The 15,591-nt window shown below is 48.3% G+C and carries 13 protein-coding genes and 1 riboswitch; of the genes, 4 read left to right on the top strand and 9 right to left on the bottom strand.

From position 1 onward, the window contains the following. Positions 1-9: 9 nt before the first annotated feature. The 3 genes from ACKKE8_RS12925 to ACKKE8_RS12915 all read right to left on the bottom strand — a co-directional run bounded on the left by ACKKE8_RS12925 (position 10) and on the right by ACKKE8_RS12915 (position 2,154). The gene (locus ACKKE8_RS12925) at positions 10-939 is read right to left on the bottom strand and encodes a patatin-like phospholipase family protein (RefSeq protein ID WP_409178506.1); all 930 of its coding nucleotides are present in this window, start codon (positions 937-939) and stop codon (positions 10-12) included. A 120-nt stretch (positions 940-1,059) separates the two neighbouring features. Then, the gene (gene mntR / locus ACKKE8_RS12920; RefSeq protein WP_017247979.1) at positions 1,060-1,491 is read right to left on the bottom strand and encodes a transcriptional regulator MntR; all 432 of its coding nucleotides are present in this window, start codon (positions 1,489-1,491) and stop codon (positions 1,060-1,062) included. Between the two features lie 99 nt (positions 1,492-1,590). Next, a complete protein-coding gene (locus ACKKE8_RS12915; protein WP_017247978.1) occupies positions 1,591-2,154 on the bottom strand; it encodes an NADPH-dependent FMN reductase in 564 nt (187 codons plus the stop codon). 156 nt (positions 2,155-2,310) lie between these two features. Here ACKKE8_RS12915 and ACKKE8_RS12910 point away from each other — a divergent pair, with 156 nt between their 5' ends. After that, complete coding sequence (locus ACKKE8_RS12910) at positions 2,311-3,318, top strand: hypothetical protein (protein WP_409178505.1); 1,008 nt, start codon at positions 2,311-2,313, stop codon at positions 3,316-3,318. Positions 3,319-3,533: 215 nt separating this feature from the next. On the opposite strand, the gene ACKKE8_RS12905 is transcribed toward ACKKE8_RS12910, so the two are convergent. Further along, complete coding sequence (locus ACKKE8_RS12905) at positions 3,534-4,871, bottom strand: M28 family peptidase (RefSeq protein WP_409178504.1); 1,338 nt, start codon at positions 4,869-4,871, stop codon at positions 3,534-3,536. A gap of 317 nt (positions 4,872-5,188) precedes the next feature. Between ACKKE8_RS12905 and dat the strand changes: the two genes are divergently transcribed. Continuing rightward, positions 5,189-6,040 (top strand): D-amino-acid transaminase, encoded by an 852-nt coding sequence (gene dat, locus ACKKE8_RS12900; RefSeq protein WP_409178503.1) that lies wholly within the window; start codon positions 5,189-5,191, stop codon positions 6,038-6,040. Positions 6,041-6,092: 52 nt separating this feature from the next. On the opposite strand, the gene ACKKE8_RS12895 is transcribed toward dat, so the two are convergent. From ACKKE8_RS12895 to gcvT, 5 genes are all read right to left on the bottom strand, one after another. After that, complete coding sequence (locus ACKKE8_RS12895; protein WP_409178502.1) at positions 6,093-6,923, bottom strand: biotin/lipoate A/B protein ligase family protein; 831 nt, start codon at positions 6,921-6,923, stop codon at positions 6,093-6,095. A gap of 71 nt (positions 6,924-6,994) precedes the next feature. Beyond that, the gene (locus ACKKE8_RS12890; protein ID WP_409178501.1) at positions 6,995-8,074 is read right to left on the bottom strand and encodes an undecaprenyldiphospho-muramoylpentapeptide beta-N-acetylglucosaminyltransferase; all 1,080 of its coding nucleotides are present in this window, start codon (positions 8,072-8,074) and stop codon (positions 6,995-6,997) included. 99 nt (positions 8,075-8,173) lie between these two features. Continuing rightward, entirely contained in the window at positions 8,174-9,643 is a 1,470-nt protein-coding gene (gcvPB, locus tag ACKKE8_RS12885; RefSeq protein ID WP_048032510.1) for an aminomethyl-transferring glycine dehydrogenase subunit GcvPB, read from the bottom strand. Next, a complete protein-coding gene (gene gcvPA, locus ACKKE8_RS12880) occupies positions 9,636-10,988 on the bottom strand; it encodes an aminomethyl-transferring glycine dehydrogenase subunit GcvPA (protein WP_409178500.1) in 1,353 nt (450 codons plus the stop codon). The genes gcvPB and gcvPA overlap by 8 nt, the downstream gene beginning before the upstream one ends. A 41-nt stretch (positions 10,989-11,029) precedes the next feature. Continuing rightward, positions 11,030-12,133, bottom strand: a complete 1,104-nt coding sequence (gene gcvT / locus ACKKE8_RS12875) for a glycine cleavage system aminomethyltransferase GcvT (RefSeq protein WP_409178499.1) — start codon at positions 12,131-12,133, stop codon at positions 11,030-11,032. A 196-nt stretch (positions 12,134-12,329) separates the two neighbouring features. Continuing rightward, a riboswitch (glycine riboswitch) is annotated at positions 12,330-12,426 on the bottom strand. 221 nt (positions 12,427-12,647) lie between these two features. On the opposite strand from gcvT, the gene ACKKE8_RS12870 reads away from it, so the two are divergent. Both ACKKE8_RS12870 and ACKKE8_RS12865 read left to right on the top strand, forming a co-directional pair. Next, a complete protein-coding gene (locus tag ACKKE8_RS12870; protein WP_409178498.1) occupies positions 12,648-14,354 on the top strand; it encodes a DEAD/DEAH box helicase in 1,707 nt (568 codons plus the stop codon). A 36-nt stretch (positions 14,355-14,390) separates the two neighbouring features. Next, entirely contained in the window at positions 14,391-15,515 is a 1,125-nt protein-coding gene (locus ACKKE8_RS12865) for a YqhG family protein (RefSeq protein ID WP_409178497.1), read from the top strand. Positions 15,516-15,591 lie beyond the last annotated feature (76 nt).

Below are 15,591 nucleotides of genomic sequence, written 5' to 3'. Positions count from 1 at the left end.
GTTTTTTTATTAGACCAGCATTTTCGGAGAGCTATTGCGAAACACTTTGACGTAATCTTCAAAATCCCATTGTGCCAAAAATTTGTGAGCGGCTGCCTCCCCTGACTCAAACAATTGTTGCCGCATTTCTTTTGACAGCTGAAATTGGGTTGTCCTCACCCCTAATGTATGAATAAAAATCGTCCGAACGGCTTTTGCCTTTTCCACATGCAAACGGTCATGGGCATCGAGCATGGTCGCCAGCAATCCCCGAGAGAAGGAAAAAAGACCGTTGATGCTAGTCGCTTCTCTCTTGTCTTGATCATCACTCAGGCGAAATCCAATCGTTGGCCACCGCGGAGTCCCCGGTACATCAAATAACCACACGGGGTAGTTGCTCAATAATGCGCCATCGACGATGTAGTGCACATGTCCAGCACTTGTCAGCTTTCCGGGCTGAAAAAAGAACGGAATCGAGGAAGACATACGAACGGCTCGTGCCACAGGAAAATGATCTGGCTCCACACCATACCGTGCCAAATCGTCGGGAAATATAAGCATTTTTCCGTCAGTGACATCAGAAGCGACAACTTTCAGCTTACCAGGAGGAAGATCTCCGAATGTTCGCACTCCTTTTCGCTGTAACAACTCCTCTATGAACAACTCAACTCGGTCTGCTCGATAAACCCCTTCCCGTACGACTAGTTCATAGATTGGTCCGATGAGAGGGAGCCTGCCCAGCCCTGTGCGCTTGAGAAAGTGAAGGTAATCCAGCTCTTCAAAGATCGGTTTCAACTCATGGCTGGAATAGCCTGCTCCAAGCAAAGCTGCAACAATGGAACCAGCCGAGGTACCAGCGAGCCTTTCCCATGTGTATCCATTCTCCTCCATGACTCGCAAGGCACCGATAAAAGCGATTCCTTTTACGCCGCCACCTTCAAAGACTGCATCCGCTTTCACCTTGCTTCCCCTCCCTAAAATTCCTCCCCATTTTCCATGTATAAGACGACAGCTTTTCCATTACCACAAAGAAAAACGCAAGCCTGGTCGGCTTGCGCTATAATACGATAACGATATGGACTATTCCTCTTTTTGCTCATCTAACAAACGAATGTTACGAAGCTCTTCTATACGCTTTGGATCTGCCTCGAAGTACTGAACCAGATACTCCAGGCATGTAATCGATTCCCAGCTCAGGTGGTGCTCGATTCCTTCCACATCCTGATAAATATGCTCTTCATCCAAGCCAATGATCCGCATAAATTCTTCTAGAAGACTGTGACGGTCCACTAGGCGTTTTCCGATTTTCTTCCCTTTTGGCGTCAAAACAAGCCCACGGTATTTTTCATAAACGAGATACTTGTCTTTGTCTAGTTTCTGAACCATTTTCGTGACCGAAGAGGGATGTACTTCCAACGCTTCAGCAATATCGGAGACACGAGCATAGCCCTTTTCTTCAATTAAGTTGTAAATGCGTTCCAAATAGTCTTCCATACTCGGCGTCGGCGGCATTGTGAACCCCTCATTTCCAAACCGTTATTTCATCTAGCCAAAAAAGGCACGTAGAAATATCATACCGTGTAATGAGAACCATTTGCAAGAGAAAAGTACCTATCGTAACTGTTTTTCTGGTGTTGGGTTCATCATTTGGACATATTGTACGAGTTGCTGACCCAATTGCTCCATGCGCGCCTGCAAACGCTCATCCTTCAGTTTGCCTTCTGGAGTAAAGGCATTGTAAGCACTTGGGATGGAAGGGCTAGATGGCAACGGCCATGCATGCAGGTTGCGCATGATTAACTGCAAGGTGTTGACCGTATTCGTAGCACCCATGCTTCCCCCAGCAACGCCAATGATGGCAACCTGCTTGTCACGCAAAATGCGCCCTTCTAGGAAGTCAATGGCGTTTTTCAAAGCACCTGTCATTGTGCCGTGGTATTCAGGCGAACCGATCACAAGTCCATCCGCTTCAGAAACTGCTTTGACAAATTGATGGACAATTTCAGGGTACGTACTGGTATCATCGCGATCATCATACAGCGGCAGCTTCCAGTCCGCGAGATGAATCATTTCAACATCGGCACCTGCAGCCTTCGCTGCTTCGAGTACAATATGAATCGCTTGTTTTGTCGTAGAATTGGCATTCATGCTTCCGGCTATTCCTACAATTTTCATGGTTTCACCCCATCGATAATCTAAATACTGGTATGATCATCATTATATTCCATTAAGTATAATTTGTAAACATTTATGTTTATTTAATATCATCTGTTCTGAACAGACCTGTTTGTCTCATACACTTGTACCAAGTTGCAAGTGAGGATGATGCCTATGGACAAAGTCGCTTGGCATATCGCCGTGCTTTTTGCAGGGTCTGCGTTAGGTGGATTCTACTTGGGTGGATATGAGTGGTTACGTTTTTTTACTTATTTCGGTTCCTGGGGGACAATAGGCATTGCACTTGCGGCTCTTGGCCTCGGATGGTTCGGCGTCCAGCTGCTGACCTTTTGCCATCGCAAGCAAATTCGCTCCCTGTACGAGCTGTACTACGTATTGTGTGGCGAAGCGTTCGCTTCTAGCCTATCTGTCATCACCCACATTCTGCTATTGGGCTATACAGGAGTCATGCTTGGCCAACAGGCAGATTTCCTCTTGGAGGAGTTCTCTCCTCTATGGTTCATCCTTCTGACCATTGCAGCCATCTTCTTTATCATAAATCGTTGGAGATGGATTGTCACTGCAACAGCCATATCTCTATCCATCGGTTTATTATTATTCGGATTGATTTTCAGCGCACAATCCCATGTCCCAATACCGAGCTTGGGTTATCAATTGAATGTGAACTGGCTGGTTCACTCCGTGCTTTTCCTTGCCTTGCATTTTCTCATCAGCTTGGCCACGACTCTACCTCTGGCAGTACGTGCAACCCATGAGCGAAGCGTTCGGATGGGGGCAATCATCGGAGCTGGAATCTTCCTTTTATTCACGATGTTAGGTCAAGCTATCCTTCTTGCCCATTGGCATGATGCCCACGCCTCTGTATTGCCTATCAAACAAATTTTGGTTCAACTGATAACGGGTGGCGATTGGCTTCTCGCTATCCTCTCGCTTGTGCATGGCGGAGTGATTGTCGCAGCCCTGCTCTACTCGTTGACACATCCAATTGCGACACGTCAGCATCTACAAATGCTGCCACTGATTGTCGTCATGCTGCTTACCGTCTTTGTATTCTCTCTCCTCACACTCGTTGTTCCGTGGAGTATGTCTGCAATCGCCAGTGCAGCGACCTATTGCGGTATGTTCTTAATGGGCTGGTACGTTTGGAAGCATCAGATTTGACCTGATTGTTTACTCGTAGCTCCTGTGGTCAAGACAGAGTCTTGGCCACTTTTTTTCGCATGATAGGATCCAATTCAAAATTCCGATCAGTGCCAAGAGTACAAGGATATATACACCAAAATATTCAACGCACTCATTGTCACGTAGGCCTCCTTTATACATCGTTACTCTCCCTCATTTTACCACAAAAGAAAAACGTCCCCCGAAGGAGACGTTTACTGCAAAGCCTCACTTTCCGCTCTCAGCTGTCCCCCATTTGGAGAGCCCATCGGATAAGCTGGCGTTGTTTGTTCCGTAATTTTGTGAATCGCTGAAAGGACCGCCTTTGTCGCCGTTCCGATTTGTTCCCAATCCATTTGCGCCAAGGAGTCATCTGTTGCTTGGCCCGTCCCTTCACTCGTCACAAGTGCCGTAGGAATACCTGTGGCGGCCAACCAGCTCGCTGCACCGTTTCGTTCCCGTGTACCATTCTTGTCGGAAGGTGACACCCCCGCTGCTCTCAGGAGTTGGATTGGCAGATTTTCGTTGCCCAGCGAATTGGTTGCAACGAGCTCTGCCTTTTGACTGCCCACCCCCTCGACATAGAAGGCTGCAATCATAGCTTGTCGGTCTTTGGCTGATAAGGCATTCGCATAAGCAATCGGGCCTCTACTTCCCGAAGTAACCGCACCGAAGCTTACGAACCTCACTTCCGTATCGATCGGCTTGTCAGCCATATTACGCGCTATCTCAAGCAAGGCCGCTACACCGGAGCCATTGTGATTTGCCCCAACCGATAACCCAGCGGAATCATGGTGAGCGGATACCATGACGACTTGACCTGTGTCGTGTTGATTGGGCTTCCGGCTTGCTACGATATTATACGAGGTTTGCTTGGTGGTTACGGCTCCTTCTACCTTGACGGTTCCCTTTACGGGCTGCTTGTCCATGATGCGTTTTTGGAGTTTCGTGCCATCCGCCTTAGACAAAGCTATTACAGGAACAGCGATATCCAAGGGCTCGCCCAGTGAAGCATTCCATCCTTCCTCTCGATCATTCCAGATGATAAGGGCAACGGCTCCTGCAGCCGCTGCCTGGCGTACTTTTTCTCCGAATGGAATCTCGCCTCGCTTGACCAAGGCAATCTTTCCTCGGGATGCCTCATTCGCAAAATCAACCGCTCTTCCCAAGCCGGCATCCACCACTTCTGCTGTCGCGGTTCCATTGATCCCAAAAGAAAATCCATTTACTGTCCATTTTTGACCCGGCCATTCTTCCATCGTCAGTGATAGAGTAGTAGGCTTTCGGTACGTATAATAAGAAAAGGGATCGAGCTTGGTCTTGTACCCGTAAGATCGAAGTGTATTTTCTACATAGACAGCTGCCGCAAATTCCGTTTCAGTAGCAGGTGGACGGGCTGTTCTCGCCAGTTGCTCGACATGGCTGTACAAGCGTTCACTATCGATCCAGTCTTGTGTTTCCTCTGCATAAGCACGATATGAAAGGAAAGGTATTGGCAATATCGTTCCATAGACAAGCAAGGCACATAGCGCATAATAACGGACAGATCGCATGGCATTCTCCCCTTCCTTCGCTCTTTGCATTTATTATGGGCGGTTACAACAAATCGAGTCTAGTCAGAATAGTTAGTCAAATAACTTCATCCTGCGCCATCCCTGGACAGCTTTCGCTTTCTTCTGCCCAAAACGTCGATTTTTCGAGTGACTTCCCTCCATATGAATTCTTAATAGAAAGGTGCTTTTCTCCGTAAAATTATTGATAAAGAAAAGGCGACTTTCAAATTGACCTATGTCCTTCCCTTTTGCTAAGGTGGAATCAACAAAAAACCGTTTGAAAGAAACGGATTGGAATCTATTGAGGGGGAAGTATCATGCTGTATGTAGATGGCAAATGGGTAGAAGAAGGGCAAGTCGCGGTTCATCCAGAAGACCGCGGTTATAACTTTGGGGATGGCATCTATGAGGTAGTACGTATTTATAAGGGGCGCATGTATCAATGGGATGGACATCTTACCCGTTTGTTTCGAAGTGCCAAAGAAATAAAAATGGAGCTTCCATGGAGTGCAGAAGAGCTGACAGACTTAGCGAATCAGCTGATCGCTAAAAACAACATCACGGAGAATGACGACGCCAGCCTTTACCTACAAGTATCTCGTGGCACCTCTCCGCGTGTTCACGATATTCCGTCTGGTATCAAACCTGTGATCATGGGCTTTGTCCGTCGCAAGGATCGCCCTGTCGCCGATATGAAAAAAGGCTGGACAGCACAGCTCGTCGAAGACATCCGCTGGCTGCGTTGCGATATCAAAACGCTCAATCTGCTAGGAGCTGTTCTTGTCAAACAATACGCTAAGGACGCAGGTGCCCAAGAATCAATTTTGCACCGCAACGGCGTCATCACAGAGTGTAGCTCTTCCAATTTGTTCGTCGTAAAAAATGGCGAGCTGTATACGCATCAGGCTGACAATCTGATCCTGCACGGAATTACCCGCCAAGTGGTCATTGATTTGGCTCGGGACAATGGCATCACTGTACATGAGGAAGCATTCGACATGGCTTTCTTGAAGCAAGCCGATGAAGTATTCCTTACCAGCACGACGGCGGAAATCATGCCGCTCATCTCGGTAGATGGCGTCGCTGTCGGCAACGGACAGCCAGGACCTGTCGTGCTTACGCTACAAGATTTGTTTGAACAGCATATCAACACAAGTGTACTCGTGTAATGAAAAAAAGCTCTCCCGGTATGCACATGCATCCGAGAGAGCTACTCTTTTTTTAACGACGCAGATTCCATTCGTCTGTGGCGTAGCGCGTTTTAACGAGTTCTTCTGCCAATGCGAGTTCTTCGTCCGTAAGCGTTGAAGGGATCAGCTCCACTTCCAATCCGGACGCAAAGCCTTTCGAGAACGCCTCGATGGATTCTTGGAGACTGATTGGCCGAGGGCTTACTTCGTTGATCGTCACTGCTTTTTGTCGGAAGCTATCGATCATCCGTTGTTTTACCCGCTCCGATGGGAAATGCAAGAGCGAGAATAGCAAATCTACGTCCATATCAAGCAGAATAGAGCCGTGCTGAAGAATAACGCCCTTTTGTCGGGTCTGAGCGCTTCCCGCTACTTTTTTCCCCTCTACCACGAGCTCATACCAAGAGGGCGAATCGAAGCAGGCGGATGACCCTGGAGACGTATACTTTTCCTTCTCTTCTTCATTCGCCAAAGAGACCATTTCCGCCGAGAGTCCAAGGTTTTGGAATCCGTGCAGAAGTCCCAAGCTGATGATTTTGTAGGCTTCCGTCACACTCGAAGGCATTTTCGGATGGTCTTCGGATACGATAACACTGTATGTCAGCTCCTGATCGTGGAGAACAGCACGCCCGCCCGTCGCTCTGCGAACAAAGCCAAGTCCTCTCTTTTGCACTTCCTCCAGGTTGATTTCCTTGATGGCCTTCTGGAAATAACCAATTGACAGTGTCGCCGGGTCCCACGTGTAAAAACGAACGGTCGGGGGAACCTTGCCCTCACTATGTAACTGCAAAATTGCTTCATCTACTGCCATATTCATCGCGGGTGACATTGCTTCCGTCACGATATAGCGCCACTGTTCCATCTATGTACCTCCTCATTCACACCGCCTTCATTGTACGCTTCTGGCATGAAGGACGGCAAGCTTCTGATGGGCTAATTGGAGCGAGCTGTTTCCTGCAAAATGGCCAAGACCTGCGCCAATGCATCTGTTTTCTTCTCATTCTCTTCGCGCATTCGTCGCAAGATGGACTCCCTGTTCTTTTGCAAGTTATTCACCGCTTGAAAAAAGCGATCATCCGTTAGCTCTTCTTCCAGCATAACATGACACAAGCCCTGCCTTTCAAAGGACTGTGCATTTAAAATCTGATCACCCCGACTTGCTTCACGGGGCAACGGTATCAAGAGCATCGGCTTTTGCAGGGCTAAAAACTCATAAATCGCATTGGAGCCTGCTCGTGACACGACAAGCTCAGCCATCGCCAGCAAATCGGGCAATTCCTCCTGTACATACTCGAATTGCTTGTAGCCTGCCACCTGAATCGTTTCATCCACTTGATTTTTGCCGCAAATATGTACAATTGAAAAATGTTCGAGCAAAGCAGGAAGCGAATGGCGTACCGCCTCATTTATTCTCCGTGCTCCCAAGCTTCCACCCATGACAAGCAGGACAGGTTTCTTTGTAGTAAAGGAGCAGGATAACAGACCCGCTTCTCTTCTACCCCGCTTCAGCTCATCTCGCACAACTGCGCCTACGTGAATCCCTTTGTTTTTCGGCACTTTCGAAAGCGTATCTGGAAATGTTACGCATACCTTGCTGGAAAAAGGGACAGCCAGCTTGTTTGCAAGACCGGGTGTCAGATCTGATTCATGGATGACAACGGGAAGACGGTTTAGCCATCCCCCAAATACGACTGGCACGGAGACGAAGCCCCCTTTGGTAAAAATCACATCCGGCTTCCACTTGCCGAGAAAGCGAGAAGCTTGCCAAATGCCTTTGAGGACTCGCAGCGGGTCACTCACGTTTTTCCAATCAAAGTAACGTCGAAGTTTTCCAGAAGAAATGCCAATATAGCGAACATCCGGATGGTTGGCGACTAGCTCTCGTTCAATTCCTGTCGCAGAACCAATGTAGGCGACTTCCCAGCCCAGCTTGATAAAGTGGGGGATGAGCGCAAGGTTCACAGTGACATGTCCTGCCGAACCGCCTCCAGTAAAAACAATCCTTCTCTTCATTCGGCTCGAACCCTCCCCTGCCTCTTCTTCCCCCATGATAGCACCAATCGGAAAGAAAAGCCGCCCGTAAAAACAGGCGACTTTTTCTGGAATCTAGAATTATGCTTGCGGTTGGTAACGCAGAATTGGCTTTCTTGCCGCTGTTGCTTCATCCAAACGTTTGACCACAGTGGTATGAGGAGCTTCCTGAACGATTTCTGGCGTTTCCTCGCACTCGCGGGCAATTTGCAGCATAACGTCGATGAACTCATCGAGCGTTTCTTTTGTCTCGGTTTCGGTCGGTTCGATCATGAGGCACTCGTCCACGATCAATGGGAAGTAGATCGTTGGCGGGTGATAGCCGAAGTCGAGCAAGCGTTTTGCGATATCGAGCGTGCGTACGCCCAGCTTCTTCTGGATTACACCAGACAGGACGAACTCATGCTTGCAGACGCGATCAAATGGCAGATGATAAGCCGTTGCCAGACGACGCATCATGTAGTTGGCGGAGAGCACCGCATTTTGGGAAACTTGCAGCAAGCCTTCTGGACCCATGGTACGGATGTAGCTGTACGCACGAACAAGAATGCCAAAGTTTCCGTTGTAGCCTTTTACGCGACCGATGGAAGCCGGACGATTGCTGTCCCAGTAGAAGCTGCCGTCTTCCTTCTTCGCTACGATTGGTGTAGGCAGGAATGGCTCGAGAATTTTTTTCACGCCAACTGGACCTGCACCTGGACCGCCACCGCCGTGAGGACCTGTAAACGTTTTGTGCAAGTTCAGATGCACCACGTCGAAGCCCATGTCTCCCGGACGGGCAATTCCTAAAATCGCGTTCGCATTCGCACCATCGTAGTACAAGAGGCCGCCTGCTTCATGGACGATTTTCGCCATTTCCACGATATCTTCTTCAAACAATCCGAGTGTGTTCGGGTTCGTCAGCATCAAAGCAGCCGTGTCAGGTCCTACTGCATCACGCAGCGCTTGAATGTCAACCAATCCACGCTCGTCAGATGCAATGGTTACAGTATCCAAGCCAGCTACTGCAGCAGATGCCGGGTTCGTACCGTGCGCGGAGTTCGGTACGATTACTTTAGTACGATGTCCTTCCCCACGGCTCTCGTGGTAAGCACGGATCATCATCAGACCTGTCCACTCACCCGCAGCACCAGCAGCTGGTTGCAGGGTAACTGCGTCCATGCCTGTAATTTCGCCCAGTTCTTCTTGCAGGTTGTACAACAGCTCCAAAGCGCCTTGTACGGTTTCTTCCGGTTGGTACGGATGTGTCTGCGCGAAGCCTGCGTAACGGGCAACATCTTCGTTGATTTTTGGATTGTATTTCATCGTGCAAGAACCGAGCGGATAGAAGCCATTGTCTACCCCGTGGTTGCGACGAGACAGTTCGGTATAGTGACGAACCAATTGCAGCTCAGATACTTCTGGCAGCTCAGCCGGCGTTTCGCGAATGAGGTGCTTTGGCAAAAGGCTTGCTACTTCTACTTCTGGAACATCCAATGCCGGCAAATTGTAGCCCACACGGCCTGGTTTGCTCATTTCAAAGATCAGTGCTTTCTCCTGGTCGTTACGCACGTGTGATCGCCTCCAATTCAGCCGCCAATGTATCGATTTCTTCTTTGGTACGTAGCTCAGTTACTGCAAACAAGGTATGATTCGCAAACTCTGGATAGTCGAGACCGAGATCATAGCCCCCGATGATTCCAGCAGCCAGCAGGCCTTTATTCACTTCAGCAACTGGTTTGTTCAGCTTCACCACAAACTCGTTGAAGAATGGTGAATTGAAACCGATCTCCAAGCCTTTTGCTTCCAGGGCATTCTTGGCGTAATGTGCTTTTTGCAGGTTCATCATCGCCATCTCTTGGACACCCTGCTTGCCGAGTGCTGTCATGGCAATGGAAGCAGCCAATGCGAGCAGAGCTTGGTTCGAGCAGATATTAGAAGTCGCTTTTTCACGACGAATATGTTGTTCACGCGCTTGCAGCGTCAATACGAAGCCGCGTTTGCCATTTTCGTCCTTCGTTTGGCCGACGATACGACCTGGCATTTTGCGCATCAGTTTGGAGGTTGTAGCAAAATATCCGCAATGTGGTCCACCAAAGGATGCTGGGATACCGAATGGTTGCATGTCGCCCACTACGATATCTGCGCCCAATTTGCCCGGCGCCTCCAGTACACCCAGAGCAAGCGGATTGGAGGATGTGATCAACAGTGCGCCTTTTCCGTGCGCAATTGGTTCAATCGCTCCCAAGTCTTCTACATTTCCGAAGAAGTTCGGATATTGCACGATGACCGCTGCTGTGTTTTCATCGACAAGCGCTTCCAGAGCAGCTGTATCCGTAACACCATCGCTGTTGATACCTACTTCAACGAGCTCAACGTTTTGTCCATAAGCATATGTTTTCAAAACACCACGCGCTTCCGGATGTACAGCGCGGGAAACGATTACGCGTTTTTTGCCAGTGTGACCTGCAGCCATCATCGCTGCCTCTGCCAAAGAAGTCGCGCCGTCATACATCGAGGAGTTAGCTACCTCCATGCCAGTCAGCTCACTTACCATCGTTTGGAACTCAAAAATAGCTTGCAGCTCACCTTGGCTGATTTCTGGCTGATAAGGTGTATAAGCGGTAAAGAATTCACCGCGGAGCAACATGTGATTGACTGTGCTCGGCGTGTAATGTTGATAAACACCCGCACCTAGAAAGTTAACATGCGTGCTGAAGTTTACGTTTTTATTTGCTAGGTTTGTAAAATACTTCACCAAATCTGGCTCGGAAAGTGCTTCTGGAATATTCAAAGCACCTTTGAAGCGTACTTCTTCCGGAATATCAGCAAACAGTTCTTCTACACTCGAAATGCCGAGCGTTTCCAGCATTTCGCGCTTGTCCTGATCAGTTTGGGGCAGGTAGCGGTATTTCACGGACGTTGTCCTCCTCTAAAAGGATGTATGTGGTGTATCGCTTAGTTTTTCGGGCGTTTATAAAATGGAGCGGCAACGACTTCTGCTTTTAGACGTTTTCCGCGAATTTCTACTTCTATTTGTGTACCTAACACAGCATGCTCGGTTTTTACGAGAGCGAGACCGACGTTCTTCTTCAAGGTTGGAGATTGTGTTCCCGTCGTCACTTCGCCAATGAGCTCTTCCCCCACATAGACAGGGTAATGCGTGCGCGGAATCCCACGGTCGATCATTTCGATCCCTACCAGCTTGCGTGGAGCACCGTTTTCTTTTTGTGCCTTCAACACTTCTTGACCGATGAACGGCACTTCTTTGTCTACCTTGACAGCGAAGCCAATGCCCGCTTCGATCGGAGTGATGTCTTTGCTAAGCTCTTGACCGTACAGTGGCAGCTTGGATTCAAAACGAAGCGTATCGCGCGCACCGAGACCGCACGGCAAAAGACCTTCTTCTTTTCCGGCATCCAGCAAGATGTCCCACAGCTCTGCGGCACGATCAGCATCCAAATAAATCTCGAAGCCATCCTCACCAGTATAGCCAGTGCGGGAGACCAATGCCGGAATACCGCTCACTTGCACATCACGCTCAAAACGGAAAAAGCCGATTTGAGACAAGTCTGTAGTCGTCAGCTTTTGCAGAATGGATTCTGCCAAAGGACCTTGAATCGCGATTTGTGCTGTTTGTGGCGAAATATTCTCAATCGTTACGCCTGGAATCAGATGTTCTTCTAGCCACGCATAGTCTTTGTCGATATTCCCCGCGTTGATGACGAGCAGGTAATGATCATCTGCATATTTGTAAACAAGCAGATCGTCTACCGTTCCCCCATCTGGGTAGCAAAGCACACTGTACTGCGCCTGCCCAACTGCCAGCTTGGACACGTCATTCGTAGTCACACGCTGGAGATAAGAAAGAGCGTTTTCCCCTTTTACGTCCACTTCTCCCATATGGGAAACATCAAATAGACCAGCTTTTGTCCGAACAGCTTCATGCTCTTGACCAATGCTTGTAAACTGCACCGGCAGATCCCAACCACCGAAGTCGATAGTTTTCGCGCCATACTTTGCATAAGAATCAAATAGTGGCGTACGTTTCAAATTGGACATGTGGCACCTCCTGTGAACAATAAGAAATCCAAAACAAAACAGAGGCGGAAAAACGGGTACACCAAAATAATGGTGCCCTTTTCTCCTCCTCTGTCCTTGGTACCTGAGAGTTACCTTGCGAATCACATGAGGATTACTGCTTTCCCCACTTGCAAGTTTCCCCTTTGGTGGCTCATGTGAGCTCTCTCCAGAGTTGCGTCCGGTAGAGGTACTTTTGCCTGAGAGATTCACCGTTACCGGCTTGCTCCTTCGGCGCTGCCAAACGTTCAAGCAGTCTCTCCCTACTACCATCATTCGCGGTTGTTTCATGGTCATACATAAGTTTTTGCTAACATTTCCATACTAATGGATGTACTACCTCTTTATCCTACCATGAGAGTCCAAAGTTGAAAATATACAAATTAACAGTCAGATTCAGAAAAACTTAACAAAACACATTGACAATAGATAAATGTTCAGTTTTTATACATTGACTATGTAAGTTATGGCAGAGCTATGTAAAGGAGTATCTTATATGCCGAATGTTCCTCTTTCATTTGATACGAGTTGGATCAATCCGCTTACAGAACGCATGCAAGAAGATGGCCCCTGGGATAAGTGGGAGCTATTCAAGCTCTCATTGGAAGCCGAGGAAGCGATGGCTGTTCGCGAATTTGATCAGCTGCAATGTCTGAAATACCTTCCACTCTTGTCACCATTTCCTCACCAGTTGGAAACGGCGAAACGTGTCCTGTTAGAGATGCGCGGCCGAGCCATTCTCGCTGACGAGGTCGGTCTGGGAAAGACGATCGAAGCAGGTTTGATCATGAAGGAGTATATGGTTCGCGGCTTGGCTAAAAAAATTCTCGTTCTGGTTCCAGCCTCTCTCGTCATTCAATGGACAAAAGAGCTTCATCAAAAATTCGGCATTGCAGCAGTCGCGCAAAAAAAAGAATATATGTGGCGGCAGCACGAGGTCGTTGTCGCATCGATAGACACAGCAAAACGAGATCCTCACAGGCGTCACGTACTCGACATCGATTACGACATGCTCATCATCGACGAAGCCCATAAACTCAAAAATAAACGGACACGCAACTATCAGTTCGTCAAAGAAATCCGCAAAAAATATTGCCTGCTCCTTACCGCAACTCCTATTCAAAACGAGATGGACGAGCTGTACAACCTCATCAATTTGTTAAAGCCTGGTCACCTCGGTCATACTTCCACCTTCTCTACCAATTACGTAGAGGGCAAACGCCAATCCAAAAACAGCGAGAAATTGCGGGAAGAAATTGAAAAGGTCATGATTCGCAACAAACGAAGTGATGGTGGTATTCAATTCACCAGTCGCCGCGTTCAGTCGATTCCGATTGACCTTTCTCCTGAGGAAATGACCTTGTACGAAGGTGTGACCCGCTTTGTCCGCGAGCAATACCAAACAGGATATGGGGTTGGCGGCTTCAACTCTCTGGCTCTGATTACTTTGCAGCGTGAGGTCTGCTCAAGTAAGGAAGCCGCATTTATGACGCTGTATAACATGCACCAGCGCACTGGCGAGGACTCTCCCCTGCGTACACAAATTCTTGAGCTAGTCGAGATGATCAAACAAATTGAGACGCATTCCAAGGCTGCCAAAACAGTTGAGCTCATTCAACAAATCAACGACAAAGTGATCATTTTTACAGAGTATCGGGCAACACAAAACTATCTGCAAAAGTATTTGCACGACCACGGCATTACTTCTGTCCCCTTCCGCGGCGGCTTTAAACGCAGCAAAAAGGACTGGATGACTGATCTTTTCCAAAATCGTGCACAAGTCCTGATCGCGACGGAAGCAGGCGGGGAAGGCATCAACTTGCAGTTCTGCAATCAGGTGATCAATTACGACATGCCTTGGAATCCCATGCGAGTGGAGCAACGAATCGGTCGCGTCCATCGTCTGGGACAAAAAAGGGATGTGCACATTTACAATTTATCGACAACAGGAACAATCGAGGAGCATATTCTCAAGCTGCTCTATGAAAAAATCGACCTGTTTGAAATGGTCATCGGTGAACTCGATGATATTGTGGAACGCCTAAATCTAAGTCACTCCTTGGAAGATAATCTGGTTCAAATCATTATGGATTCCCACTCCTCCAAAGAAATGGCGCTGAAGCTCGATAACATTGGACACGCGATTCGGGCAAGCAAAATAACAAAAGAAGCCGTCCCGCTTTCTGAGGTGGCTGACCAATAACTCTTGTTGGAAACGAAAAAGAAATGAGGTCTCCTGATGCAGCAACAACAGGTCAGACAATTTGTCGAGCGCTATTTGGCAACTTTTTCTGCCCATATCGTCGAGTCTCACCCAGATTATTTCACAGTCAAACTCCCTGTCGAGGTGGACAAAGATATCGGCAATCGCCCTTTTTACTGGAGCTGGGTGGATAAGATGAATTTGGCTTATCAGCCATTGGTGCTCACCTTTACTTTTCATCCGGATTGCACGCCTGAAGGTTTGCGATCCGAGCATCTGCATCTAGGTGCTGCCCGTATGCAACAAATTTTCGCTTCAGCCAAAAAGCATGGCAGCTTTGTCTGTATGTACGAGCAACAAGGGGGCCTTTTAGGCAATGCTGGCAAGCGTCGGTCAACTCCTCTCGTGCCTTGGCTCGGGATGAACTTGAAGGTTTCTCTGCTCTGTGACAAGCGTCGTGACATTTTATTGTACCTGGGGATTAATTTGCATCAGCCACGGATGGTGACGGATTTCACTTCGTTTTTATTTTCACTTTCCTTGACCCCTGCGATCCCTGATTACTATTACACGTTGGATCGAAAGGTAACGATACAGGAAGCCCTCCAAATGGCACAACAGGAAGTCGAACATACATTGGAACAAGAAGATCAGCAATGGGCAGAGGAAGCGCGTACACGTTTGAGCGAAGAAATAGCCATCTTGGAAGCTTACTATGAAGAATTGGCACGGCGCGAACCAGAAAATGAGCAGACAAAAGCAGACGAAACCGAAGAAGAAGCAGAGCAGCTGGAAGCTGAGCCGTCACTCCAGCAAGAAGCCCTGCACTCCGAATCTGATCTAACTGGACCAACTTCTGTCGAACAGCCAATACCTTTTGACGAATACCGGGCTTCTGGCGGACGAATCCTCGACTTTTTACGTGCAAATGGAATCCAAACCACTTCACGCGAAGAGATTAATCAAGCAGAATGGAAAAAGAGCACGCCAGATGAGGAAAGACAACGCCGAAAAGACGAGCTGGCATGGCAATACGAGCCGCGGATCGAGGTTTCCTTCATCAACGGTGGCTTGTTCTATTTATCTTCCGTTCCTCCGCTCACGCGGTCATCGAAAGCAAAAAGCATGCGACATCTCCCCGCATCAGGGCGAATCATGTAAAAGATCAACGAGAAAATGTGAAACAGAAAAGACACGTTGCAACAAATCTTTTTGTCATAGCTGGTTACAATAGGAA

Source organism: Brevibacillus fortis (genome assembly GCF_046196545.1).
Classification (GTDB): Bacteria; Bacillota; Bacilli; order Brevibacillales; family Brevibacillaceae; genus Brevibacillus; species Brevibacillus fortis_A.
The sequence above is the reverse complement of the archived record's forward strand: the minus strand, read 5'-3'. Positions and strand labels throughout refer to the sequence as shown.